At 65.5% G+C, this 24,091-nt stretch carries 22 protein-coding genes and 1 tRNA gene; 12 read left to right on the plus strand and 11 right to left on the minus strand.

What is annotated here, in order from left to right:
- Window positions 1-7 precede the first annotated feature (7 nt).
- Entirely contained in the window at window positions 8-784 is a 777-nt protein-coding gene (locus HQ354_RS16115) for an IclR family transcriptional regulator (protein WP_254303481.1), read from the plus strand.
- Here HQ354_RS16115 and HQ354_RS16120 read toward each other — a convergent pair.
- From HQ354_RS16120 to HQ354_RS16140, 5 genes are all read right to left on the minus strand, one after another.
- Window positions 772-1,761: a D-glycerate dehydrogenase gene (locus tag HQ354_RS16120; protein WP_167676810.1), complete on the minus strand. Its 990-nt coding sequence runs from the start codon at window positions 1,759-1,761 to the stop codon at window positions 772-774. The two genes, HQ354_RS16115 and HQ354_RS16120, sit on opposite strands and share 13 nt — an antisense overlap.
- On the minus strand, window positions 1,758-2,681 hold the full coding sequence (locus tag HQ354_RS16125; protein WP_167676812.1) for a hydroxymethylglutaryl-CoA lyase: 924 nt from the start codon (window positions 2,679-2,681) through the stop codon (window positions 1,758-1,760). The genes HQ354_RS16120 and HQ354_RS16125 overlap by 4 nt, the downstream gene beginning before the upstream one ends.
- The gene (locus HQ354_RS16130) at window positions 2,681-3,880 is read right to left on the minus strand and encodes a CaiB/BaiF CoA-transferase family protein (RefSeq protein ID WP_167676814.1); all 1,200 of its coding nucleotides are present in this window, start codon (window positions 3,878-3,880) and stop codon (window positions 2,681-2,683) included. Before HQ354_RS16130 ends, HQ354_RS16125 begins: the two co-directional genes overlap by 1 nt.
- A gap of 14 nt (window positions 3,881-3,894) precedes the next feature.
- Window positions 3,895-5,274, minus strand: coding sequence for a GntP family permease (locus tag HQ354_RS16135; protein ID WP_167676816.1), 1,380 nt, complete (start codon window positions 5,272-5,274; stop codon window positions 3,895-3,897).
- Between the two features lie 86 nt (window positions 5,275-5,360).
- Window positions 5,361-5,951 carry a molybdenum cofactor biosysynthesis protein gene (locus tag HQ354_RS16140; RefSeq protein ID WP_167676818.1) on the minus strand — a complete coding sequence of 197 codons (591 nt, stop codon included), beginning with the start codon at window positions 5,949-5,951 and terminating at the stop codon, window positions 5,361-5,363.
- Between the two features lie 52 nt (window positions 5,952-6,003).
- On the opposite strand from HQ354_RS16140, the gene HQ354_RS16145 reads away from it, so the two are divergent.
- Window positions 6,004-7,548 carry a carboxylesterase/lipase family protein gene (locus HQ354_RS16145; protein WP_167676820.1) on the plus strand — a complete coding sequence of 515 codons (1,545 nt, stop codon included), beginning with the start codon at window positions 6,004-6,006 and terminating at the stop codon, window positions 7,546-7,548.
- On the opposite strand, the gene HQ354_RS16150 is transcribed toward HQ354_RS16145, so the two are convergent.
- Window positions 7,541-8,407: an Fpg/Nei family DNA glycosylase gene (locus HQ354_RS16150; protein ID WP_167676822.1), complete on the minus strand. Its 867-nt coding sequence runs from the start codon at window positions 8,405-8,407 to the stop codon at window positions 7,541-7,543. The genes HQ354_RS16145 and HQ354_RS16150 overlap by 8 nt on opposite strands.
- 54 nt (window positions 8,408-8,461) lie before the next feature.
- Between HQ354_RS16150 and HQ354_RS16155 the strand changes: the two genes are divergently transcribed.
- From HQ354_RS16155 to HQ354_RS16165, 3 genes are all read left to right on the plus strand, one after another.
- Entirely contained in the window at window positions 8,462-9,262 is an 801-nt protein-coding gene (locus HQ354_RS16155) for a thymidylate synthase (protein ID WP_308115183.1), read from the plus strand.
- Window positions 9,259-9,762: a dihydrofolate reductase gene (locus HQ354_RS16160; RefSeq protein WP_308115184.1), complete on the plus strand. Its 504-nt coding sequence runs from the start codon at window positions 9,259-9,261 to the stop codon at window positions 9,760-9,762. The genes HQ354_RS16155 and HQ354_RS16160 overlap by 4 nt, the downstream gene beginning before the upstream one ends.
- Before the next feature lie 61 nt (window positions 9,763-9,823).
- On the plus strand, window positions 9,824-10,150 hold the full coding sequence (locus tag HQ354_RS16165) for a cupin domain-containing protein (RefSeq protein WP_068424584.1): 327 nt from the start codon (window positions 9,824-9,826) through the stop codon (window positions 10,148-10,150).
- On the opposite strand, the gene HQ354_RS16170 is transcribed toward HQ354_RS16165, so the two are convergent.
- Entirely contained in the window at window positions 10,147-11,016 is an 870-nt protein-coding gene (locus tag HQ354_RS16170) for a universal stress protein (protein ID WP_068424587.1), read from the minus strand. The genes HQ354_RS16165 and HQ354_RS16170 overlap by 4 nt on opposite strands.
- Before the next feature lie 129 nt (window positions 11,017-11,145).
- Window positions 11,146-11,964, minus strand: coding sequence for an acyl-ACP desaturase (locus HQ354_RS16175; RefSeq protein WP_068426022.1), 819 nt, complete (start codon window positions 11,962-11,964; stop codon window positions 11,146-11,148).
- 413 nt (window positions 11,965-12,377) lie between these two features.
- Here HQ354_RS16175 and HQ354_RS16180 point away from each other — a divergent pair, with 413 nt between their 5' ends.
- The 5 genes from HQ354_RS16180 to HQ354_RS16200 all read left to right on the plus strand — a co-directional run bounded on the left by HQ354_RS16180 (window position 12,378) and on the right by HQ354_RS16200 (window position 17,449).
- Window positions 12,378-13,610 carry a CdaR family transcriptional regulator gene (locus HQ354_RS16180; protein WP_068424589.1) on the plus strand — a complete coding sequence of 411 codons (1,233 nt, stop codon included), beginning with the start codon at window positions 12,378-12,380 and terminating at the stop codon, window positions 13,608-13,610.
- A 201-nt stretch (window positions 13,611-13,811) separates the two neighbouring features.
- A tRNA-Arg gene (locus HQ354_RS16185) sits at window positions 13,812-13,887 on the plus strand.
- Between the two features lie 43 nt (window positions 13,888-13,930).
- Entirely contained in the window at window positions 13,931-14,359 is a 429-nt protein-coding gene (locus HQ354_RS16190) for a DUF732 domain-containing protein (RefSeq protein ID WP_222634661.1), read from the plus strand.
- A gap of 76 nt (window positions 14,360-14,435) precedes the next feature.
- On the plus strand, window positions 14,436-15,776 hold the full coding sequence (locus tag HQ354_RS16195) for an HNH endonuclease (protein ID WP_254303482.1): 1,341 nt from the start codon (window positions 14,436-14,438) through the stop codon (window positions 15,774-15,776).
- 254 nt (window positions 15,777-16,030) lie between these two features.
- Complete coding sequence (locus HQ354_RS16200) at window positions 16,031-17,449, plus strand: DEAD/DEAH box helicase (protein WP_068424592.1); 1,419 nt, start codon at window positions 16,031-16,033, stop codon at window positions 17,447-17,449.
- A gap of 4 nt (window positions 17,450-17,453) precedes the next feature.
- Here the strand turns inward: HQ354_RS16200 and HQ354_RS16205 are convergent, their stop codons facing one another.
- Window positions 17,454-17,897 (minus strand): GNAT family N-acetyltransferase, encoded by a 444-nt coding sequence (locus HQ354_RS16205; RefSeq protein WP_254303511.1) that lies wholly within the window; start codon window positions 17,895-17,897, stop codon window positions 17,454-17,456.
- A gap of 72 nt (window positions 17,898-17,969) precedes the next feature.
- Between HQ354_RS16205 and HQ354_RS16210 the strand changes: the two genes are divergently transcribed.
- Together HQ354_RS16210 and HQ354_RS16215 are read left to right on the plus strand one after the other, a co-directional pair.
- Window positions 17,970-19,991: an ATP-binding cassette domain-containing protein gene (locus HQ354_RS16210; protein ID WP_308115185.1), complete on the plus strand. Its 2,022-nt coding sequence runs from the start codon at window positions 17,970-17,972 to the stop codon at window positions 19,989-19,991.
- On the plus strand, window positions 19,988-20,725 hold the full coding sequence (locus tag HQ354_RS16215) for an energy-coupling factor transporter transmembrane protein EcfT (protein ID WP_068424595.1): 738 nt from the start codon (window positions 19,988-19,990) through the stop codon (window positions 20,723-20,725). The genes HQ354_RS16210 and HQ354_RS16215 overlap by 4 nt, the downstream gene beginning before the upstream one ends.
- A gap of 12 nt (window positions 20,726-20,737) precedes the next feature.
- Here the strand turns inward: HQ354_RS16215 and HQ354_RS16220 are convergent, their stop codons facing one another.
- Window positions 20,738-22,387, minus strand: a complete 1,650-nt coding sequence (locus HQ354_RS16220; protein WP_068424596.1) for a VWA domain-containing protein — start codon at window positions 22,385-22,387, stop codon at window positions 20,738-20,740.
- Window positions 22,388-22,444: 57 nt separating this feature from the next.
- Window positions 22,445-24,076, minus strand: a complete 1,632-nt coding sequence (locus tag HQ354_RS16225; protein WP_068424597.1) for a VWA domain-containing protein — start codon at window positions 24,074-24,076, stop codon at window positions 22,445-22,447.
- Window positions 24,077-24,091 lie beyond the last annotated feature (15 nt).

Raw genomic sequence — 24,091 nt, forward strand, 5'->3', positions numbered from 1 at the left:
TGGACGCGTGAGCCAGGAAACCGGATCGAAGCAGCAGCCGCTGTTGGTGTTGGGCAAGATCACCGAGATTCTCGACGCGTTCTCGTTCGACCGTCCGTCGCTGACGCTCGGTGAGATCCAGCAGAGCACCGGGATTCCGACGTCGACGGTGCAACGCCTGGTCACCAACCTCGTCGCACAGGGTTTTCTCGACCGCGCCGGAGATCGGATCCGCATCGGCGTCCGGATGGCGTACTGGGCAGCAACGGCCACAAAGGATCTCGACGTCCTCTCCATCGTGAACCCCGTACTCAAGGAGGTTCGAGACCTCACGGGCGAAACCGCCTGCTTCTTCCGGCCGGAACAGAACTATCGCGTGTGCGTCGCGATCGCCGAGACGAAGCATGCACTACGCCGAGACATGTACGTCGGCAAGGTGATTCCGCTGAACGTCGGATCGGCGAGCCGTGTGCTGCTCGCTTACGATTCGGCACTCGCGGACCGCATCCTGTCGGGCACCCTCGAACAGATGACGGCCGAATCGATCACGCAGAAGGACACGCTGCGCGCCGCGGTCGACCGGGCCCGCGCCGACGGCTACGCCATCACGACCGGTGAACGCGAGACCGGTGCGTCGGGGTTGTCGGCACCGGTGTTCGACTCCGCCGCCGACATCATCGGTGCCGTGACCATCAGCGGCCCGACACTTCGAATGCCGTTGTCGCAGTGCGAGGAATGGGTGGACCTGCTCGTCTCGCACGCCGAGCAGATCACCCGAACCCTCGGTGGCCGCTACCCGGCGTGACCCCACGCTTCGGGGTTGACGGGATGCGGCGGTAGCGAGCCGGTCGCCATGGCTGCCGCGTTCTCGGCGCACAATCGGGCCATTTCCGACCGCACCGACACCGTCGCGCTCCCGACGTGCGGTAGCAACACCGTGTTCGGTAATCCCGCGAGCCCCGGTTCCAACTCCGGTTCCCGCTCGTACACGTCCAGGCCCGCACCCGCGATGACTCTCTCGCGCAACGCCGTCACCAACGCAGCCTCGTCGACGACAGGCCCGCGCGCGGTGTTGATCAGGATCGCGGAGTTCTTCATCGCGTGCAGCACCCGTGTGTCGACGAGGTGATGCGTCGACTCGCTCAGCGGAACGTGCAGGGACAGAAAGTCGCTCGTCGCGACGAGCTCGTCCCACGACACGTGTTCGACGCGTCCGGCGAACTCACCCAATTCCTCGTCGCTGACCTCGCGGTCCGACGGCGGGCGTGGGCAGAACTTGACGGTCATGCCGAATCCGAGAGCTCGACGCGCCGTCGCCCGTGCGATCCGGCCGAACCCTGCGAGCCCGAGAACACGACCGGACACGTCGGTGCCGAGCATGAATTCGGGCTTCCACCCGGTGAATCCGCCGGAACGGACGAGGTTGTCCGACTCGATCGCACGCCGCGCGGTCGCCAGCATCAGCAACAGCGCGATGTCGGCGGTCGAATCCGTCAGTACCCCAGGCGTGTTCCCGACGGTGATGCCGCGCGCCGTGGCCGCGGCGACGTCGATGTTGTCGAATCCGACGGCATAGTTCGAGATGCCGACGAGCTTGGCCGACGCCAGCAGCTCGGCGTCGAACTTGTCGCGCAGTTGCGACACGACGACCGAATAGTCACCGGAGGCGCATCGCTCCACCAAGCCGTCGTGGCCGAGTTCGAGGACCTCCACCTCGCCTGCCGCGGCGAGAATGTCCATGCCGGGCGCGGGAATCGGGTGGGTGACGAGGATGCGGCTCATAGCACCCACTCGAACTTGTCTGCTGACGAATGCGCACCCTGAACGGTCTTGGAGCGCATGGGCTCGCCCAGTTCGGCGAGGAGTTTCTCCGACAAATCCACCATGGTGGCCAGAGTATCGGGCTGGAACCAGTCGGGTCGCGTCGCGAACAGAATGTCCTCGCTCGAGGTGTTGCCGCTCGCACCGGGTGCGAAAGGGCACCCGCCCAGGCCGCCGAGTGAGCCGTCGACCATCGCGGCGCCCGCGGTGATGGCAGCGAGGGTGTTTGCCACACCGAGTCCCCACGTGTCGTGACCGTGAAAGACGATGCGGCGCTGCGGTGTTTCGTCGACGACGCGGGTGATCAGCGACGATACCTGCGCCGGAACGGCCTGCCCGAGGGTGTCGCAGACGACGATGTCCGTTGCCCCGTGCGTACGCTCGTCGCGGGCGATGTCGAGTACACGCTCCTGCGGCACCTGTCCTTCGAACGGGCAGGTGAACGACGTCGCGATGCACAGCTGGATCTGCCCGTCGACGCTGCGGGTGATCTCCACGGCGTCGGGCATCGCCGCGAGACTGTCCTCGGTGAGGCGGCCGATGTTGGCCTTGTTGTGGGAATCCGACGCCGAGAAGCAGTACTGGAACTTGCGCGCCCCTGCCGCGGCGGCTTTCTCGATGTGCCGGGGCGTGGCCACCCAGACCCAGCACTTCTCCAGTTCCTCGTCCGTCAGTTCGCCGATGACCTCGAGCGTGTTCGCCATCGGCGGCACCAGATCACCGCGTGCCATGGATCCGATCTCGAGCGACGGAACACCGGCTGATAGCAGGCTTCTGGCGACGTCGAGCTTTCTTTCCGTCGACAGTAGTTTTCCGGTCAGCTGCAGACCGTCACGCAACGTGACGTCCCGGAGTTCGGCGGTGGGGGTGAACTGGAACATCAGGCGTCCATCTCTTCGTCGGTGCGTCCGAGCAAGGTCGAGAGTACTTCGCGGGTGTGCTCGCCGAGGTCGGGGCCCACCGATCGGATGGGGAGCGAGCGGTCGCCGATGACGGGCACCACCCCGACGAACCCCACGTCGGCCGGCTCGTCCGCGCCGGTGTCGACCTCGAAGTGCTGGATCATGTTTCGTGCCGCGTATTGTTCGTCGGCGACGACGTCGGCCGCGGTGTAGATCGGTCCCGACGGCACTCCTGCGGCGTCGAGCTGCTTCAAAGCTTCGTCACGAGAACGCATTCCGGTCCACGCGCTGATGGCCGCATCGAGTTCGTCACGACGCTTCCAGCGACCTGCGTTGGTCGCCAGTTCCGGATCGGCTCCGAGATCGGGACGTTCGATCGTGTTCATGTAGCGCTGGAAGATGGCGTCGCCGTTGCCCGCTACGACGACGGACTTGCCGTCGTTGCACATGTACGCGTTCGACGGCGCGATACCTTCCATGCGGCCGCCGGTGCGTTCGCGTTCGACGCCGTACGCGAGATAGTCGGGAATGAGCGACTCCATCATCGACAGAATCGACTCGTTGAGAGCGACGTCGATCGAGCGCTGCTCCAGCGACAGCGTGTCCTTGGCTGTCTGCCGCTGGAAAAGGGCCATGACACAACCGAATGCGGCGTACAGGCCTGCGATCGAGTCTCCGATGGACACGCCGACGCGGACCGGCGGCCGGTCGGGATCGCCGACGAGGTTGCGGAATCCTCCGTAGGACTCGGCGACCGCGGCGAAGCCCGGCCGTTCCGACATCGGTCCGGTCTGCCCGAACGCCGAGATGCGGGTGATGATCAGATCGGGGTTCTTCTCGCTGAGAATCTCGGGCGACAGCCCCCATTTCTCCAGTGTCCCCGGCCGGAAGTTCTCGAGCACGATGTCGCACTTCGCGGCGAGGTCGATGACGTCCTGCCGGCCTTGCTCGGTGCGCAGGTCCAGCACGATCGACTTCTTGTTGCGGTTGATCGTGCGGTACAGCATCGACGTCGTGCCGGAGTAGAGGCGCCAGTTGCGGAGTTCGTCGCCGGTACCGGGACGCTCCACCTTGATCACCTCGGCGCCGAAGTCGGCCAGCATTCGGGCCGCGGTCGGTGCGGCGATGTAGTTACCGAGTTCGAGTACTCGAACTCCGCTCAGTGGGAGTGCGTTCATGGTCAATTACCCTCTCAGAGAACCAGACTCATGGGCAGGATCAGCAGGATGGCGACGACGGAGGCGACGGACACGCCGACCGAGCACGTCTTCAGTGTGCCCCTCGTGCTCTGTCCCATCAACGACTGCAGCAGCCAGAACGTGTTGCTCGTGACGTGCACCGCGAACAGCGATCCTGCGCCCGCCGCGAGCGCGATGAACACGGGGTCGAGGCCGATCAGCGGCGCGACGGGAGCGAGAATGCCTGCAGAGGTGATGGCCGAGATCGTCACCGAGCCGACGGCGATGTGCAGCGCAGCGGCGATGACCCACACCATCAGCAGAGGCGCCGCCGTGCTCGCCGTGAAGTACTGACCGAGAATGTCACCGAGCCCGGCTTCCTTGATCATCGCGGCGAGCGAACCACCGACGCCCGTCAGGATCAGGATCTGGCCGCTCTCGGCGAAACCACGGGCCAACGCCTTCTCGACGCGCTTCTGGCCGACGGTGTAGCGCGCGACGAGGCACGTTCCGACCAGTCCGATGAGCAGTGCGATCACCGGACTCGCAACGAATTCGACGACGGGGATGGAGATTTCGGCTACCTCGAGTAGTGCTCCGGTCGCGATGAGCACGAGCGCCAGAAGCAGAGGAGACAACAGCACGACGAGACGCGTGCGCTTCTCAGCGCGTACGGCCTGCGCGACTCCGCCGGAAACGAACGGCTCGTCGGCGGGATCCTCGTCTTCTTCCACCGCGACGGAGATGAACTCCTGCTCGTCCTTCTCCTCGTTCCACCATCCGCGGCGGAACGCGAACGTCATGACAGCGATCGAGATGATCACGACGGGGACGATCAGAATCAGGCCGTAGATCATCATCTTCCCCAGCGGTACGCCGAGCAGTCCGGCGAGGGCCAGCGCCGCGACGCCGGGGACCATGAAGACGATGCCGCATTCGAGACCGATCGCGAGCGCCGTCGCCATGCGCGCGGTGCCGAGCTTGCCGATCTTCGGTGCGAGATTGCGTGCGAGCGGCGCCGAGATGACCAGCAGAACGTCGAGGAAGATCGACTGCAGCACGGTCGCGATGGTCAGGGACAGCGCATACGGCAGCCTCTTGGGGCCGAACGTCTTCAACAGCGTCCCGACGAGGCGTTGGATCGCCTTCATCTCCTGGAGCACCGCCCCCATGAGCACTCCGAACCCGATCAGCAGACCGACCTCGGCCATGATCTCGCCGAAGCCTCCGGTGATGGTCTCGACGGTCGTCGACACCCCGAGCTTCGTCGCAAGCCCGAGGTAGGCGGCGCCCAGCACCAGCGAGACCACAGGGTTGAAATGGAAGCGCACGATGAAGATCACCACCGCGAGTACGGCGATCACCGTATGAATCACGATCCACATATCGGACATTTGGGTTCTTTCCACGTAGTGAGTGGCGCCATCCGAGGCGCGTAGATGTGACGAGCCACACCATCACCCACATTATGGGCACAGATTCACTTCATGGGCAAGGATGGCTGCGCCACCTGCGGTTGGGCCCTTGTCACCTGCGCCGCTGCCTTCGACGCGTCCAGCTCGACGGGCGACCGCACGATCACCGGCCCAGTCCGCAACATCCCGTCGGTCAGCGGCTCCGCCCGCAGGCCGCCGCGCCCGATGAGCGCTTTTCGGGCACCGTCGACGATCATCGAATCCATCCAGGCGCACGGATGGGCCGGTCTGCCGCCACGGAAGCGAACCGGGCCGTCACCGGAATCCAGCTCGAATTCGACGCCGCGCAGCGGGTCGAGTTCGATACCGCGTACGACGATGTTTCGCCTGGCCACGGCTGTGTCGGGCATCTCCGTCGCCAACGCGTCGCCGACGGCTTCCCACGCCTCGACGGCCAAGAACGTCACCGCGGCCTCGGTATGGGCCTTGACGCCGAAGAATCGGTCGCCGCGAATGCCCTTGTTCGCGACGATCTCGACCCGCTCGACGAGGTCGGTACTCACGTCGTCGGCAGGCCCGTCCTTCGACCTACCGAAATACGCATGGGCAGGTGAGACCAGGAGTTGGAGAATGTCGGCTCGATATTCGAACACCATGACCTTCAGTGTCCACGACCGTCGGCGTGGGGAAATTTGTACACTCGCCGACATGGCTTTCAACACCAGAATCGCCACGCTGGACGGCGTCGTCGAGGGCAAGACCGTGGGCGATCTCGTCACCTGGCGCGGCATCCCCTACGCGGCGCCACCCGTCGGACCACGTCGGCTGCGCGCGCCTCAGCCTGTCGAGCCGTGGACAGGAGTTCGCGACGCGACCGAGTGGGGTAACGCGTCGGTGCAGCACAAGCGCGGCACGATGCTCTCGATCGGCAAGTATCAGCCGTCGAGCGAGGACTGCCTGACGCTCAACGTGTTGGCCCCTGGCAGGCGCAGTGCGACGCCACGGCCGGTGATGGTGTTCATCCATGGCGGCGCGTACACGCTCGGCACGTCGGCGACGCCCCTGTACGGCGGCGGCTCACTGGTCCGACGGTCGCTGAAGGACTCTCACGGCATCGTCTACGTGTCGATCAACTATCGGCTCGGTGCGCTCGGCTATCTGGACATGACCCAGTTCTCCACCGAGGCACGGCAATTCGACTCCAACCTGGGTCTGCGAGATCAGGTCGCAGCCCTCGAATGGGTGCAGCGGAACATCGCGCAGTTCGGCGGAGATCCGAACAACGTGACGATCTTCGGGGAGTCCGCCGGAGGAAACGCCGTCACGACCTTGTTGGCGACGCCCGCCGCGAAAGGGCTTTTCACGCAGGCGATCGCGGAGAGTTCGGCACCCGGTCTCGTCGGCACGCACGCGAACGCGACGCAGTGGGCCACGCAGTTCCTCGACTTCCTGGGCCACGACGGCGACCCTGCCCACGCACTCGACACCGCCGACGTCACGCGTCTCGGCCGAGCAGGAACGAAATTAGCCCTCACGGTCGCGTCGGCGACTCCCGGTCTGCATCCGTTCGGGCCCGTCGTCGACGGGGACTACCTACCGAAGAATCCGCTCGACGCGTACCAGGACGGGTCGGCGCATCGCGTCCCCCTGATCATCGGTACGAATGCCCGCGAAGGCACGCTGTTCCCGAAGGTGCTCGACGCGTTACCCACCAACCCCGAGCGCATCGACAAGCTCTTCTCGTTGACCGACCCGTCGGCCAAAGATGCTGTGCTGGAAGCCTATCCGGGCTACCCGTCCGAGGCAGCTGCCATCGACGTCGGCGGCGACTTCACGTTCTGGAAGCCGTCGCTCGAAGTGGCGGAAGCACATTCGGTGTACGCGCCGACCTACAGCTACCGCTTCGACTTCGCGCCGCGCATCATGCGGTGGCTCGGTCTCGACGCCACCCACGGATTCGAATTGTTCGCGGTGTTCGGCATCAGCAACACGGCGTTCGGCAAAGCGATGACGCTGCCGGGCGGCCGGAAGGCCTTCGCCGACGTCACCGAACGTGTGCAGTCGCAGTGGCTCGAGTTCGCGAGAACCGGTGCGCCCCTTCCGCCCTGGCCGAAGTACGACGAGCAGAGCCGCGAGACGATGATCTTCGACGCCCGCACCCGTGTGCAGCGCGATCCGCGGCGTGACCGTCGTCGAGCATGGGAGGGCTACCGCGGCTACGCGAGCCTGAAGACCGAGCCGAGCACTACTTGAGCAGGCGCGACATCCGGCGGTCGGCGAGGATCTTGCCGCCGGTCTGACACGTCGCGCAATACTGGAACGAACGCTCGGCGTACGAGACTTCGCGGACCGGATCGCCGCACACCGGGCACGGCAGGCCGGTCCTGGCATGTACCCGCATGCCGGACCGCTTCTCCCCCTTGAGTCGGGCTGCGTCCTGGCCCACCGAGCGCGCGACTGCATCGGTCAGCACGTCGCGCATCGCCCGATACAGCGTGGCAACGGACTCCGCATCGAGCTTGCTCGACGACGCGAACGGCGACAACTTCGCCACGTGCAGAATTTCGTCGGAATACGCGTTGCCGATACCGGCGATCAGAGCCTGGTCGACGAGCGACGTCTTCAACCTGGCCGTCGTGCCGCCGAGAATTTCGGCGAACTCGGGCTCGGTGACAGCCAGCGCGTCCGGTCCGAGTCGGGCGATGCCCGGCACCTCGCTCGGGTCGTGCACCACCCAGACCGCGAGCCGCTTCTTCGTGCCCGCCTCGGTGAGGTCGATCGCGGGTGTCAGACCCTCCGGGGTGAAGAAGTGCACCCGCAACGCGAGCGGCCCCTTGCCGGGCTTCGGCGGTGCGGCGCTGGGGTTGTCCGTCCAGCGCAGCCACCCGCCGCGCGAGAGATGGGTGATCATCCAGAGGTCACCCGCCTGCAGCGCCAGGTGCTTGCCGAACCGCGCGGCATCGGTGACGTCGCGCCCCTGCAGCACGGTGATCGGCGGATCGAACGTCTTCAGAACACTCAGCGCCGCGATGTCGACACGACCGACGACGGAACCGACTGCGTGCTCGCGCAGGAACCCGGCGAGCGCTTCGACCTCGGGTAGCTCAGGCATTGCCCCATTATGCGGGCCCGCCGTGCTCGTGCACGGGATATAGACTGGCTCACCGTGATGGTTCCAACCCCGTACGAGGATCTCTTGCGGCTCGTGTCCGAGACCGGCACCCCGAAGTCCGACCGCACGGGCACCGGCACGACCAGTGTCTTCGGCCACCAGATGCGCTTCGACCTGTCTCGGGGATTTCCGTTGATCACCACCAAGAAGGTGCATCTGAAGTCCATCGTGTACGAACTGCTGTGGTTCCTGCGCGGCGACTCCAACGTGCAGTGGCTGCAGGATCACGGCGTCACCATCTGGGACGAGTGGGCGAGTCCGAACGGAGAACTGGGTCCCGTCTACGGCGTGCAGTGGCGGTCGTGGCCGACGCCGTCGGGTGAGCACATCGATCAGATCAGTCAGGTTATCGAGACCCTGCGCACCGATCCCGATTCACGACGCATGATCGTCTCGGCCTGGAACGTCGCCGACATCCCGCAGATGGCCCTCGCGCCGTGCCACGCGTTCTTCCAGTTCTACGTCGCCGACGGCACCCTGTCGTGCCAGCTGTACCAGCGCAGTGCCGACATGTTCCTCGGTGTGCCGTTCAACATCGCGAGCTATGCGCTGCTCACCCACATGGTCGCCGATCAGGTCGGGCTGAAGGTCGGCGAGTTCATCTGGACCGGCGGTGACTGCCACATCTACGACAACCACCGCGAGCAGGTCACCGAACAGCTCTCCCGTGAGGCGTTCGCCTACCCGACTCTGAAGCTGGCGCACCGGGATTCGATCTTCGACTACCGATTCGAGGACATCGAGATCCTGGACTACCAGCACCACCCGGCGATCAAGGCGCCGGTGGCGGTGTGACTGCTCGCCACGTCGGCATGATCTGGGCGCAGGCCCGCGGCGGTGTCATCGGTGACGGCGGGACCATCCCGTGGCACGTCCCCGAGGACATGAAGCATTTTCGGTCGACGACGCAGGGCCACCCCGTCGTCATGGGCCGCAAGACGTGGGACTCGCTACCGCCGAAATTCCGTCCCCTGCCCGGCCGTCGGAACATCGTCGTGACGCGCGATCCCGCTTGGTCGGCCGACGGCGCCGAGGGGGTCGGAAGCATCGACGACGCACTGTCACTGGTCGACGACACTGTCTGGATCATGGGCGGAGGCGAAATCTACCGCGCTGCACTGCCTTTCGCGTCGGAGCTTCAGGTGACGGACATCGACCTCGACATCGAGGGTGACACCGTCGCACCCGAGGTGTCCGACGAATGGACGGCGTCCCCCGGAGAGTGGCAGACGAGCAGCAACGACGGCATCCGCTACCGCTTCGTCCAGTACGGCAAGGCTTACCGAACCGCTTGATTCGCACCGACTTCCGTCGACTCCGCTCTTGCCGGACGGACATTGGGGTCATACTGGGCACATGGACAAGAAGTCACTCACCGCCCTTGCCCGACAACAGCTCAAACTGGCCGTGGGGGCGTCCAGTGGCCGCAGCTCGCAGACCGTCTACGGCGGTCACCAACGGCATCTTCGGCAGACCGTCGTCGCGCTCGCAGCGGGAAACAAGATGGCCGAGCACGATCTGAACGGCGAATCCACGGTGTTCGTTCTCAGCGGCAAACTCGAACTCGCCAGCGGCGAGAAGTCCTGGAAGGGTTCCGCGGGTGACCTTCTCGTCATTCCCGACGCCCGTCACAGCGTCGAAGCAATCGAAGACGTCGCGTTCCTGTTGACGGTGGCGGTCTAGCCCCCGGGTCCTCGCACCACCATGACCGGGCAGTCCGCGGTGTGGACGAGCGCGTAACTCGTCGACCCGAGAAGCATGCCGGCGAACCCGCCGCGTCCGCGGTGTCCGACGACGATCAGTGACGCCTGCTCCGACATCTGGCTGAGCACGCGCACCGGACGGTCCTGCGCGACGACGCGTCGCACCTCGACGTCCGGGTACTTGTTCTGCCATCCCGCGAGACTCTCGGCGAGCAGAACTTCTTCCGACGCGGCGATGGTTTCCCAGTCGCGCGGCGGGCCCGCCACCTGAGCAAGACTCACGTCGGACCAGACGTGCACGGCCACCAGCGGCGAATTACGTTGTGCGGCTTCCTCGAACGCAACGCCTACTGCTGCCTGATTCTGCTCGGAACCGTCGACACCCACGACGACGGGACCGAGCGTGGGCGGGCGGCCGTCGATACTGCGACCTCGCACCACCACGACGGGCGACGAACCGTGCGCGCACAACGCCACAGCTGCAGACCCGAGCACTCCCGACTCGGACTCGCCCAGGCCACTCGCACCGAGGACGATCGCTTCCCGACCGTGCGACTCGGCCATCAACACCTCGGCGACCTTGCCGTCCACCGCCGCGGTGACGATGTCGAACCCGGATTCGTCGACGCTTTCGCGTGCGAGGACTTCGGCCGATGCCAGACGGGCATCGGCAACCGCTCGGTATTCGGTGATGTCGTCTGCAGCCAGATGCGCAGGAGGATCGACGGCGGTGACGATCCGCAACGTCCAACCGCGTGGTGCAGCTGTCAGCGCGGCCCAGACGACGGCGCGGTCGGCGCTTTCGGAACCATCGATGCCCACCACGATCGTATGCGCGCCCGACACGGGACCACCTCCGGTAGGGATCGGATGTCCGGCCTCAGGATAGACGAAGGTGCCTCTCTCCGGCTCGACACCGGAGAGAGGCACGCTACCCTCGGACCCCCCGGGGGCTTTTCTGGTCGCGCGCCCGACCTAGGACGCGCGCAGTCTTCTCGCTTCGAACGATGCCGCTCGGGCCTCGAGATCGCCGAGGAACTCGGCCAGGATCTTGGTGCTGCGGGCACCGAGGTCGAGGTCGGTCCGTTCGAAGAATCGCCAGAACTTCAGGACCGGTAGGACCACCTCGTCGAGGTGGAGTCGGAGGTCGTAGATGCCGTCGCGTTCGATCAGCATCGAACTGCGCTCGAACCCAGGAAGGCCGCTTCCCGGCATCTGGAAGTTCATGATGACCTCGGTGACGATCGACGCTGTCTGCGCGGGCACGATGTCGAAAGCCGCGGCCGCGATGCTGCGGAGGAACTCGACCTGACGTTCCTGGTCGGCGACGACGCGGCCGAGCAGGGCCGTCGCCACCGGATCGGCACATTCGACGGCCGCGTTGCGGTGGCTGACCATCGTGGCCATGACATCGATCGTGGCGTGCGCGATCGATCGAAGCAGGTGGTCACCTTCCATCGACGACGCGATCCCCACCGTCATGCACTGGAACCGGGCGCGGTCGAGCGCAACGGGATCGACGCTGCGCGTAGCGACGAGGTAATTCTCTATCGCTGCCGCGTGACGCGCCTTCTCGTCGGACCAGGCGGACGTCCACGACGTCCACGCGCCAGGAATGGCAGGCGACTCCACCGAGCGATAGTTGTTGTGCGTCAGAAGCGTCGTGATCAGTGCCGCCTTGGCGGTTTCGGTCAGCGTGGAACGTTGTGCGCTCCAGAACGATTCGGGTTCGACGTAGTCCGACGACGTCCAGGTCGACGAGTTGCCGAAGCACTCACCGAGTTTCGCCTCCATGACAGGCTCCAGCTCTCGGAGCAACGCCAGTTGAGTCACCCGTCCGCGCACTGCCTACCCCCTGAATCGATGGTGATCGCCCCCGTCGGTGCGTCGGCGTCGTCGGATCCGCACCGTGAAAACGTAGGCGCCGGATCACGGCGCTGGGAACCGGTTTTCGAAGGTTTAGGCAATGTCGCAAGGCCGGATCGCCGGGCCTCGAGAGTCCTCACAAGTTTCTTCGCCGAACCTATGGATAACGCGTTGATAACAACCTATGATCTAGTCCGCTAGAGGGCTCGAAACAATCTCCAAGTACGAAAACGTTGGAATTTCGTCGAAGTTTGCCTACGACAACTAGGTAAGTACGCCATACTACGCACCAGTAACTTTGTTTCCGCCAGAGCTGAAGTTCCCACACGAAGGGCTGATCTGTGACCGTTCACAACACGACGAGCCTCGGAATCATGGTCGCGGGCGAGCCCGCTTCCGCTCCACTTCGCGACTTCCGTGCCGTGGCCCGGCTGCTCGTCGGCCACTTCGCCGCCAACACGCCGTGCGGTTCGCTACCTGGCGAGCAACTGCACGGCGACGTCACCGAGTTCACGGTCAAGTGCATCAGCATCGCGGTCCAGATGCTCGACGAGCGTCGCGCTCCGAACGACGCGGACCTCGCCGAACTTCGTGCGAAGGCGAGCCAGTGGGCGCGTGAAGGTGTGCCACTCGAATCTGTGCTGACCGTCTATCACGAGGGAATTCAGATCGGCTGGAACCTCGTGTCCAAGCGAGCGGGCGACGGCGATGCACGCAGCCTCATCGAAGCAGCGCGAGTGTTCGTACTTCTGTCGGAGAAGGTGTCGATCGCCGCATCGAAGAGTTACGTCGAAGAACTTCAAGCCGTCGCCAGCGAGCACCACACTGCGGCACACACTCTCGTGTCGTCGCTGCTCAGCGGACACAACGCGGTGTCGTTCGCGCGTCAGAGCGGAATCGAGCTGGCCGACAGTTACCTGGTGCTCGCGTTGTCCGTTCCTCCTCATCCCGACGAGAACGACCCGGCCATCCAGCGGACCGTCGCCGCGCGTCGGAAACTACGTCGCGTTCAAGCCGAACTCGCGACCATCTGCGGTCGCACGCCGCTGTCGATGCTCAGCCCCGAGGGCGGCACCGTTCTCATTCCCGGTGTGCACGACGAGGAATGGGTCGAGGCGCTCGTCCACCGGATCAGCACCGCCGCCGAGGTTCAGGTGACCGCCACCGCCGAGCAGTCGGCCATCGCCGACATTCCCACGGCCGCCGACCAGGTTCACGAGTTGCTCGTGCTCGCACATCAACTTCACCGTCCCGCCGGGCTGTACCGCATGGACGATCTGGTTCTCGAATATCAGCTGACACGTCCGGGACCGGGTCGACGTCACCTCCGGCAGATCCTCGAACCGCTCGACGCGTCCCCCGAACTTCTCGAGACGCTGGAGATCCACATCTCACACGACCTCAACCGTCAGCGCTCGGCCCGACAGCTGCACCTGCACACCAACACCGTCGACTACCGGTTGAAGAGGATCGCGCAGCTCACCGGGTTCGATCCGACCCGACCGTCGGGCATCAGGCATCTACAGGCGGCGTTGGTCGCGCGCCGGCTCGAAGCTTCGCAGGGGGCTGCGTAACCATCGCGGGAATTATTCGAGAAGGCATGCAGTTGCACCCGTCTACAGTGTTCGATCCATGCCCCGGGTACCAACACTCTGCCGCTGCGAGCGGCCACCTGCCGAGAGGCGCACTGGCGGGCACTGTCACCTCGGGAGCCGTCCACACATCGTGTGGGCGGCTTCCTTCTTTCTCGAAGTCATCGGGTACCCTGACCGTGCGCCTTCGTAGCTCAGGGGATAGAGCAACCCTCTCCTAAAGGGTAGGTCGCAGGTTCGAATCCTGCCGAGGGCACCACGTACAACCGAGACGTTCCAAGTCACTGGCTACTATGCGGCATATGAAACCATGCGTTCTGTCAGTTTTGGCGGTCTGCGCCGTCGGCGCGGTCGTCGCAGGATGCAGTGCGCCCGACCGATCAACTGACGCCGCACCGTCGGCGAGCGCGCGCGTCGAGGCCACCGAGACGACAGTCGCTTCTCCCAGCACTCCGCCCGAACGAACTCCGTCCGACCCGGCGGACTTCGGTCGACTGTTCGACAGATACGTCGCGTCGGGTGTTCCCGTGGTCGACTGGGCCAGATCGGTCTGCCAAGCATTCGATCGGGGCGAATCGACGTCATCGGTCGAGACTTCGCTGGCAGGCTACCTCGAGAACTACCCGCCGCCAGGAGATTCGGCGTCGTGGGTTCCCGCGGATTCTCAGTTCCTCGTTGACAATTCGGTCACGCTCTACTGCCCCGAGCACCTTACCCTGATCGACAACTAGCACGTCGCGATCCCTTGCACGGCTCACGGCGGTCCGCTAGTCTCGAACATGTGTTCGAAAGAGATTGGGGGATCTCGTGGAAACAATCGACGACGCGCAGGACGCACTGGGGGCGGCAGAAGTGCTCGCGTTCGTGTCGAGGCTGCAACAGCGGCTCGACCTGCCCGACGCAGCGGCCGGCGTCGATTTGATCTCCGCCCTCGAAACCGTGAAATCTGCAGCGTCGGCCGTGCAGGCTACGGCGACGGTGTCGGTTGCAACTACCATCGAGACGAAGCGCAAAGAATCCGGAAAGCCGAAATCGCAGTGGCGCAAAGGAATTGCGTCGCAGATCGGATTGGCTCGCCGCGAATCACCCAGCAAGGGCGGCAGATTCCTCGGGCTCGCACGCGCGCTGGTCGATGAAATGCCCCATGCTTACCGACGTCTGCTCGCAGGCGAACTCAACGAATGGCGCGTCACCATGATTGCCCGCGAGACCGCGTGCCTGGCCGCCGACGACCGACGGGAGATCGACAAGCGGCTCTGCGAGAACCCCGACACGCTGAAGGGGCTCGGCGACAAGGCAATCGAGGGGAAGGCGCGGGCACTGGCTGCCGAGCTCGATCCGGCGTCCGTCGTGAAGAAGCGTGCGAAGGCATATTCGCAGCGTCGCACCGCTACTCGACCGCAGCCGGACTTCATGGCCCAGTTCACCACGCTGACATCCATGGATCGTGCTGTCTCCATGTGGGCCACCTTGAAACGTGACGCCGACTCGATGGTGGGCGTCGGCAAAGAGCCCAGGACGCGAGACCAGATCATGGCCGACCTTGCGTACGAGCGCATTACAGGCGCCGCGTCGGCGACCAGCAGTGCGCCGGTGTCGGTGAACCTGGTCATCTCCGACGACTCACTACTGTCGGACGGGGCCAAGCCCGCGCACCTCATCGGCTACGGAGACATCCCTGCGACCATCGCGCGGCATCTCGTGAAGGAAGCATGCGAGTCCGACACCGACGTCGAATTGCGGAGGCTTTACGCCACGCCGGCGACCGGCGCCCTCACCGCGATGGAGTCGAAATCGCGACACTTCCCGACAGCGTTGGCGAGGCTGATCGACATCCGTGACCGAACCTGCCGAACACCGTGGTGCGACGCGCCGATTCGTCACCGCGACCACATACGCCCCCATGCACGGGGAGGAAAGACGAGCGCGGACAACGGGGCGGGTCTGTGCGCGGCGTGCAACCACGCGAAGGAAGCCGAAGGCTGGGTGTCGACACCACGACCGCGTAGATACGGCGTGGTGCACGGGTACGACTTCGAGACTCCGACCGGGCATCGGTACACCTCGGAGGCACCGCCGATGCCCGTCGGCAGGGTGTATGTGTCGCTCGTCGAGCAGGATCTCGACGACGGTCTGTCGGCTGCGTGAGTGCCTGATGCATCACTCGGGAAATGATTTCGAGGCCTCACCCGTTACACTCGACGATGGCGCGCGTAGCTGCTCGTCAGACGTCGTGGATTGCTTCGACTTTCCGCCCGGCTCCGGCCGCGTTGTCCATGTGCACCCTGCACAGGCTTTTCTTACGGCGATCGATACTGCCCACCGGCAGTCTCGCCACCTTGCATTCGCGGGCGAATTCGCCCATGGGTGCACTAGTTTGCCCGAAAGGCACACCACTTTCTATGACTACGTTCGCTTCGTTCGGTGTCCCGACTGCACTCGCCGAAGTTCTCTCCGCCCAGGGCAAGACCGAGCCCTTCCCGATCCAGGCAGACACGCTCCCCGACACACTCGCGGGACGCGACGTGCTCGGCCGCGGCAAGACCGGCAGCGGCAAGACCCTGGCGTTCTCCATCCCGATGGTCGCCCGCCTCGCCGAAGGATCGACAGGACGCCGCAGGCCGGGCCGCCCACGTGGCCTCATTCTGTCCCCGACGCGTGAGCTGGCCACCCAGATCGCCGCAACGATCGAGCCGTTGGCCGCTGCCTACTCGATGAAGGTCACCACCATCTTCGGTGGCGTCTCGCAGAACCGTCAGGTGGCGGCGTTGTCCGCAGGCGTCGACATCGTCGTCGCGTGCCCCGGACGTCTCGAAGACCTCATGAAGCAGCACTACGTGAGCCTCGAGAACGTGCAGATCACCGTCCTCGACGAGGCCGATCACATGGCCGACCTCGGATTCCTCCCCGGCGTGACCCGCATCCTGTCCGCCACGCCCGCGAAGGGACAGCGCCTGCTGTTCTCGGCGACGCTGGACAACGGCGTCGACAAGCTCGTGAAGCGATTCCTCACCGACCAGGTGACGCACTCGGTCGACGAAGCCACCTCCCCCGTTGCCGCCATGACGCACAACGTGTTCGAGGTCGACGGCGTCGAGACCAAGAAGAAGCTGGTGCACACGTTGGCGTCGGGCACCGGCCGCCGGATCCTGTTCATGCGTACCAAGCATCAGGCCCGCAAGCTCGCGAAACAGTTGACGGAGGCCGGAATCCCGTCGGTCGACCTGCACGGCAACCTGTCCCAGGCTGCGCGTGACCGCAACCTGCTCGCGTTCTCGTCCGGTGACGCAAAGGTTCTCGTCGCCACCGACGTCGCCGCCCGCGGTGTGCACGTCGACGACGTCGCACTGGTCGTGCACGTGGATCCGCCGGCCGAACACAAGGCGTACCTGCATCGTTCGGGTCGTACCGCGCGCGCCGGAAGTGCGGGGGACGTCGTCACCGTCGTGCTCCCGGAACAGCGCAAGGACACGGCAGTCCTGTTGCGCAAGGCCGACATCAAGGTCACTCCCATCCGCGTCACCGCGGACTCCCCCGAGGTGGCACGCCTCGTCGGCGAGCAGGCAGCCTACGTCGCCCCGGCGCCCAAGGCCGCGACGCAGCAGCCGCGTCAGGCCAAGCCCCGCAACGGTTCCGGCCGCAGCAGCAATCCGCGTAGCACCGCTGCTCGCGGCGGCGGCAATTCCCGCAGCGCGTCGGGCAACCCGCGTGCAGGTGCAGGTGCGACAGCAGCCGGAGCCGACGGCCGTCAGCACGCAGCAGGCGGCGGACGCCGTCGCCGTCGTCCTGCAGGGCCCGCCGCGAGCCAGCGGACGCGCTGAGTTTCTACAAGCTCCGCGCGAAGCAGAGTGAGGTCGGCTCGTCGACGTACGGGCCGTACGAATCGATTCGCGAATATCCCTCGCGTTCGTAGAACCTCACCGCATCGGGCTGCCCCGACCCCGTTTCGAGTTTGAGTACCTCGATTCCTCGGTCACGGGCCAGACGTTCGAGCTCGCGGAGGATGGCGACGGCTGCGCCTCCTCCGCGCTCGAAGGGGATGACGTACATCCGTTTGATCTCGGCAGAACCGTCGCCGAGCAGTCTCAATGCGCCGCAGCCGATGCCGACGGCGTTCTCGTCGCGGGCGACGACGAAGACCGCGATGTCGTCGGCCGACGGTGCACTGCCCGGCTCGTGGTTGCTGTTTCCGTAGCGAGCATCCAATTCTGCTCGCTGAGCCGCACGCAACTGGGCGCCCACTGGGGTGTCCCAGCTCTCTTCGTTCACGGTGACCAATTCGTGCGCCTCTCTCGTTTTCGCTGATCAAGAGTTTAAGTCGGTTCCTGGCACACTGGACAAGTGAGTAAGAACCCCCGTGTCCACAGGCAGGCCCTGACGCCTGCAGAACTGGCCACGGCTGCGGTCATGAGCAGTTTCTCCGTCGCGCTGTCCGTCGTCGCGATGGTGGTCCCCCTTGCGACGGCGCTGCAGATCGTTGCAGCTGTGCCGATGGCCGTCGTCGCGCAACGTCACCGCACGCGCGCGCTCGTGTCCGCCGCGGTGGCGGGCACACTCGTCGCGTTCGTCGCGGCAGGCACCACGACGGCCATCACTGTTGCGACGTCGGCGTTGCTCGGCGGGCTGGTCGGTCGCGCGAAACGCAAAGGACACGGCCTGCTGTCGGTTCTGGGGACCGCGTCGATCATCGGCCCGTCGCTCGGCCTGGTGACGGTCCTCGCGCTGTGGGTCTTGACGCCGCTTCGAGAGCTGTTCCTCCGGACGATCGAGAACACCATCGAGGGCATCGCCCGACTGCTCGCCCGCGCCGATGCTCTCGTGTCGACCGCCGACGTCGTGCGATCGAGCGCAGGCGCGGTGATCGACAACTGGTGGTGGTGGATTCTCGGCACGATGAGCGTCAGCACCGTCGGTGGCGCATTCTTCACCTGGCTGATCCTCGGCGCCGTTCTGGACCGCCTCGCCACCATTCCCGTCGTCGATCATCTGCCCCCAGGTGGCGACGGTGACATCGGCCCACTTCCGGTTCGGTTGCACGACATACACTTTCGCTACGACGGCGCACACTCGGACGCCCTGCAGGGCATCGACCTGACGATCGGATACGGCGAATTCGTCACGATCGTCGGACACAACGGCTCCGGAAAATCCACCCTTGCACGGATCCTGGCCGGCCGCGTGCCGACGTCGGGCGTCGTCGAACGTCCCGGTATCGCGGGTCTCGGACGCGTCGGCGGCACCGCAGTGGTGTTGCAGCGGCCGGAAAGTCAGATTCTGGGCAGCCGCGTCGCCGACGATGTCGTGTGGGGTCTCGCACCGGATTCCGACACCGACGTCGACGCACTGCTCGCCGAAGTGGGTCTGGCAGGAATGGGTCCACGTGAAACCGCATCTCTCTCCGGCGGTGAGATGCAACGACTCGCCGTGGCCGCAGCCTTGGCGAGACGACCCGCGTTGCTGATCGCCGACGAGGCAACGACGATGGTCGACGCGGACGGCCGGGCCCGATTGGTCGCGCTGCTCGCCGATCTCCCGAAGCGGCACCGCATGTCGGTCGTGCTCGTGACGCATCAGGAATCGGAGACGACAGCTGCCGATCGCGTCATCCATCTCGACGGAGGAAGACAAGTCGAGCACGCCCAGGATTGGATGCGTGCACGCTTCCTGGACGACGACCCCACGCCGTTCCGTGCGGGGGCTCCGCTGATGGAACTACGCGGCGTCGAGCACACGTACAACCGGCGTACGCCGTGGTCGCAGAAGGCTTTGAACGGTCTCGACCTCACCGTTCGTCACGGCGACGGCATTTTGATTCTGGGCGGAAACGGGTCCGGGAAATCGACGCTCGCATGGGTTCTCGCGGGCCTGACGACGCCGTCGCACGGCACGGCCGAGTTCGACGGCTCCCCGATCTCCCGGGACGTCGGAACCGTCGGCCTGGCTTTCCAGCATGCTCGTCTGCAACTGCAACGCCGGACCGTCTCGGAGGACATCGAAGCGGCGGGCGGTCCCGAAGTCGGCTCGGCGCACGTGGCGTATGCGATGGACGCCGTCGGACTGGATCGACGTCTGGCGGGGCGCGACATCGACGCACTCAGCGGCGGGCAGATGCGTCGGGTCGTCATCGCCGGATTGATCGTCAACAAACCTCGCGTGCTCGTGCTCGACGAACCCCTCGCCGGTCTCGATCCGCCGGGCCGAACGGAGATCATCGGCGTGCTCGGGAATCTCCGGCGACGCGGCATCGCGATCGTCGTCATTTCCCACGACGTCGACGGTATGGACCGCATCTGCGACCGAACGATCGTGTTGGACAACGGCCGCATCGCACAGGACCTGTCGAGAAGAGGAGTGACGTCGTGACAACCGTTGTGCTGCGGCAGGTTCCGCGGACGTCGCCGATCCACCGGCTGTGGGCAGGTACGAAACTGATCTCGGTTCTGCTGCTGAGCATTCTGCTCGTGGTCGCACCGTCGTGGCCGACCATCGGTGTCATCGTCGCACTTCTGGTCGTCACGGCAATCGTCGCGCGCGTGCCGCCGACGGCGATACCGCGTCCACCCATCTGGATCTGGGGCCTGTTCGTGATCGGCGCGCTGATCAACGCGCCGCTCGGGTTCGACGCGATCCTGCTGTTCCTGCGTGCGACGACGTTCGCATTCGTGCTGTTGGGTGCGTCGATGATGCTCGGCTGGACGACGTCGATGAGCGACATCGCGCCTGCAGTCGCCGTGCTGGGCTATCCGCTGAAGAAGATGCGGTTGCCGGTCGACGAATGGGCAGCCACCGTCGCCCTGTGCCTGCGATCGCTTCCGCTGTTGATCGAGGAGATGCGGGTCATGAACGCGGCACGTCGACTGCGTCCGAAATCGGTACTCAACAGCGCGGCCGACAACTCGATCGTCGACCTCGTCACCGCCACCATGTCGATCGCGATCCGGCGCGCCACCGAGATGGGCGAGGCCATCACCGCTCGCGGTGGCACCGGCCAGATCACCGCGTACCCGAGCAGGCCCGGCATGACGGACGCCATTGCACTCGTCGTGGTCGCGGCGTGCTGTGCGTTGGGCATCGTGCTCACGGTGATGCTCGGCTGATCGGCGCCGCGTCTACTGCCCGCCGACCCGTTCGGTGCGCGAATTGAGTGCCTTGACGAAGACCTCGGGGATGTCGCGTGGATCCTCGGCGATGTAGCTGGTTCCGCCCGTTGCAGCCGAAATCTTCTGCAACGCAACAGGATCCGCGTCCGTCGTGATTCCCACGGTCACGATCACGATCGGACGAACCGGGTCCTGCTCGCGCTGCAGCGTGGCGAGCAGTTCGTCGAGGCTCGGGCTGCCCGCATCCTCGTTCGCGCCGTCGGTGAGGATGATGACGCTGTTGACATAGTTCGGGTCGTAGCCTTCTTTCACCCGGCGGAAGGCGGCGAGAGTCGTGTCGTACAAACCGGTTCCACCGCCGACGAGCGAGGGCAGCGTGCGAATGGCCGACAGAATGGCTTCGCGCTGCGGCACTCCGTCGACCATGTTGCTCACCGGGCCCAGGGGAACCAGCTCACGGAAATCCTGGTTGCCACCGCCGAGGCCGATCGAGAACGCCCACAGACCCATCTCGGTCTGGTCGCTGAACAACGAATTCGCACCGAGGCTGGCATCGACCGTCAACGCGATGCGCGTCGAATCACCGGACTTCGCTGCCATCGAACCCGACACGTCCTCGACGACCAACGTGCGCAGGGGCAAGGCGAGCACGGCCCAGTCGCGGAGCGTCGTCTCGATCGCCAACGGGTTCTTCAGTTCGAGCGATGCCGCCGATCCGACGCCCTTGCCGTCGGGCAACGCCGTGCCGTTCGACTGCCGAAAACCGGCGGCCGTCAACGCATCCGTGGCGGATTTCGTCGACAACACCGACGACAGCGACGCGCCGGCGTCCTTGGCTCTGTCGTAGTCGGGTCCGGCTGCGGCGGTGACGGCGAGCGGAAAGTTCAGGAAGTAGCTGCCCGTCGGCGGCACCGACGCCGTCAGCGGCGCACCGGGATTCGCGTCGTTGTAGGCGACGAGACTCTGTTCCGTCGACACACTCGTACCGCCGTCGGTCGCGACCTGCTTCACCAGATCGGCTACCTCGTGAGGTGTGTCGGCGATGCGCCCGAAGTCCTGAGCCATCGGCACGAGCGCCGCCGACACCGCGTTGGCGTCGGTGATCGCGACTTCGGACTCGGCGAGCGCACCGAGAATCGACGCCAACGACGCACTGCTGGTGAGCGGATCGCCGATGCGCTGACCCTGCTTCTGCAGAACCTGAAGCCACGTCACGGCAGGGGGCAGCGAATCGTCCTGCGAGACAACGACCGGAAGCGTGTTGGCCACCGAGGACTTGGCCAGCTCCGGGAGCGCCCCCGTGGATCGCAACGTCTTGAGCAGCCACAGCGTCGAATCCGGGATCCACAGATCGGGACGGTTCGCGTTCTCGCCCGCCAATTCCGCAGCCGTGTCGCTCGGAGCTTCGGCGCGGACCTCGAAATCCGTGCAGCCACGCGACACCTCGTCGGACTGCGCGAGGACGTCGGTGATCACCGGCGCAATGGTCGGATCGACGGCGAGAGAGACCTGCCGGGTGCCGTCGCACCCGGCGGATCCGGCCCGGACGGCCTGAACTCCGAAGTACCCTCCGACCACCACGACCACGGCGACTACGACGATGGCACCCCACGTCAGGGCAGGATGTGTGCGCGATCCAGTTCCGTGCCGCCCCGACATTCTCCTTCGCCCCCAAACGAGTCTCTGTGCATCCGGCAAACCAACCTAGCTGCTGAATCAGCGGCCGGACCGGCTTTTGAGAGCATTCACAAAGACGTTGGGGATTTCCGCTGGGTTTCTCGCCAAGAAGCTGGTTCCGCCGGTGGCCGCCGAGATCTGTTGCAGCACGCCGGCGTCGGCGTCGTCGGTGATCCCGATCGTGACGACGATGACGGGCTTCGTCGGGTCCTGCTCCGCCCGTAGCGTCGACAACAATTCGTCGAGGGAGATGCTGTCGGGATCTTCGTTCGTGCCGTCGGTCAGGATGATGACGCTGTTGATGTAGTCGGGGTCGTACCCTTCCTTGACCTTCCGGAACGCCGCCAACGTGGTGTCGTAGAGGCCCGTTCCGCCACCGACGAGGCTCGGCAGAGTCCGCGTCTGCTGCAGCAAGACCTCACGCTGCGAGGTTCCGTTCACGTTCTCGTCGAGACGCCGGATCGGCACGAGTTCGCGGTAGTCCTGGTTGCCGCCGCCGAGTCCGATCGAGAACGCCCAGAGTCCGAGAGCTGCGTTGTCCGGGAACAGTCGGTTGCCGGTGTCGCTGGCCTGCACGGTCAGTCCGATCCGGGTGTCGGCGCCCGCGCTGTAGCCCATCGAGCCGGACACGTCTTCCATGACGAGCGTGCGCGACGGCAGCGCCAGGACCTGATACCGCTGCAACGTGTCCTCGGCGGTCTGTTGATCCGCGATGGTCAACGTTGTGACATCACCCAAACCGCGGCCGTCGCTCAGGGCGGTCGCGTCGGGAGCTCGGAAGCCTGCGTCGGACAGCGCCGACAGACCGGCCTCGGAAGCGAGGGCGTCGGCGACGGCGCGGCCGACCTCCTTGGCCTCGTCGTGCCGCTCCCCCGCGGGCTCGGTGACGGCAAGCGGGAAGTTGAGAAAGAAGCTGCCGGTGGGTGGTGTCGTCGCACCGAGTTCGGTGCCGGTGTCCTTCTCGTACGTCAGCAGCGACTGTTCGGACACGACGGCGACGCCGCCGTCGGAGGACATCTCGTCGAGACGCACGACGGGGTCCGCCTCCCCACGCGTCGCGGCCTGCGCCTGCGCGATGGGAACGAGGGCAGCGGACACCGAGTCGACGGCCTCGGCGTCGGACCCGGCTTCGGCGAGCGCGCCGAGGATGGCCGCGTCGGACACGGTGTTGCTGAGCGGATTACCGATTCGTAGGCCACGCAACTGCAGTGCCGTGAGCCAGGTGTCGAAAAACGGAACCTCGTCCTTGCGGGCAGCGATGACCGCCGGACTACTGGCCACCGACTGGCTGGCCAGGTCGACGAGGGCGCCCGTCGCACGTACGGTCTTGCCGACCCACAGCGACGAGTCGGGAATCCACAGAGCAGGCGCGTCGGCACCCTTCGACACCGCGGCCGACGCGTCGGCCGAATCCTGGGCGGTGACGTCGACGCTGCCGCACCCGAGTTCGTCGGCCGACTTGCCTGCCAGAACGCCGGCCACCACGTCCGCGATCGCAGGATCGGCTGCCAGGGTGTACGTGGCCGGATCGGAACAATCGGAACCGAAGGCCTTTTGTGCTGCGAACACACCGCCGCCGACCACGAGCAGCGCCACGACGGCGATGACGCCGTACTTCACCAATCCCGTCGAGCCGGACGCGGCGGACGGCGCGCTGTGTTTGCCTGGCATTGCAGAACCTCTCCG

The sequence above is a fragment of the Rhodococcus sp. BP-261 genome (assembly GCF_019835205.1).
In the GTDB taxonomy this organism is placed as follows: Bacteria; Actinomycetota; Actinomycetes; order Mycobacteriales; family Mycobacteriaceae; genus Rhodococcoides; species Rhodococcoides kyotonensis_B.

Bases quoted from the DNA above. Each gene is read 5' to 3' on its own strand.
- HQ354_RS16130 (WP_167676814.1), bottom strand. From the start codon at position 3,880: ATGAACGCACTCCCACTGAGCGGAGTTCGAGTACTCGAACTCGGTAAC.
- HQ354_RS16135 (WP_167676816.1), bottom strand. From the start codon at position 5,274: ATGTCCGATATGTGGATCGTGATTCATACGGTGATCGCCGTACTCGCG.
- HQ354_RS16175 (WP_068426022.1), bottom strand. From the start codon at position 11,964: ATGGAGGCGAAACTCGGTGAGTGCTTCGGCAACTCGTCGACCTGGACG.
- HQ354_RS16165 (WP_068424584.1), top strand. From the start codon at position 9,824: ATGGACAAGAAGTCACTCACCGCCCTTGCCCGACAACAGCTCAAACTG.
- HQ354_RS16190 (WP_222634661.1), top strand. From the start codon at position 13,931: ATGAAACCATGCGTTCTGTCAGTTTTGGCGGTCTGCGCCGTCGGCGCG.
- HQ354_RS16200 (WP_068424592.1), top strand. From the start codon at position 16,031: ATGACTACGTTCGCTTCGTTCGGTGTCCCGACTGCACTCGCCGAAGTT.
- HQ354_RS16150 (WP_167676822.1), bottom strand. From the start codon at position 8,407: ATGCCTGAGCTACCCGAGGTCGAAGCGCTCGCCGGGTTCCTGCGCGAG.
- HQ354_RS16225 (WP_068424597.1), bottom strand. From the start codon at position 24,076: ATGCCAGGCAAACACAGCGCGCCGTCCGCCGCGTCCGGCTCGACGGGA.
- HQ354_RS16145 (WP_167676820.1), top strand. From the start codon at position 6,004: ATGGCTTTCAACACCAGAATCGCCACGCTGGACGGCGTCGTCGAGGGC.
- HQ354_RS16220 (WP_068424596.1), bottom strand. From the start codon at position 22,387: ATGTCGGGGCGGCACGGAACTGGATCGCGCACACATCCTGCCCTGACG.
- HQ354_RS16140 (WP_167676818.1), bottom strand. From the start codon at position 5,951: ATGGTGTTCGAATATCGAGCCGACATTCTCCAACTCCTGGTCTCACCT.
- HQ354_RS16120 (WP_167676810.1), bottom strand. From the start codon at position 1,761: ATGAGCCGCATCCTCGTCACCCACCCGATTCCCGCGCCCGGCATGGAC.
- HQ354_RS16125 (WP_167676812.1), bottom strand. From the start codon at position 2,681: ATGTTCCAGTTCACCCCCACCGCCGAACTCCGGGACGTCACGTTGCGT.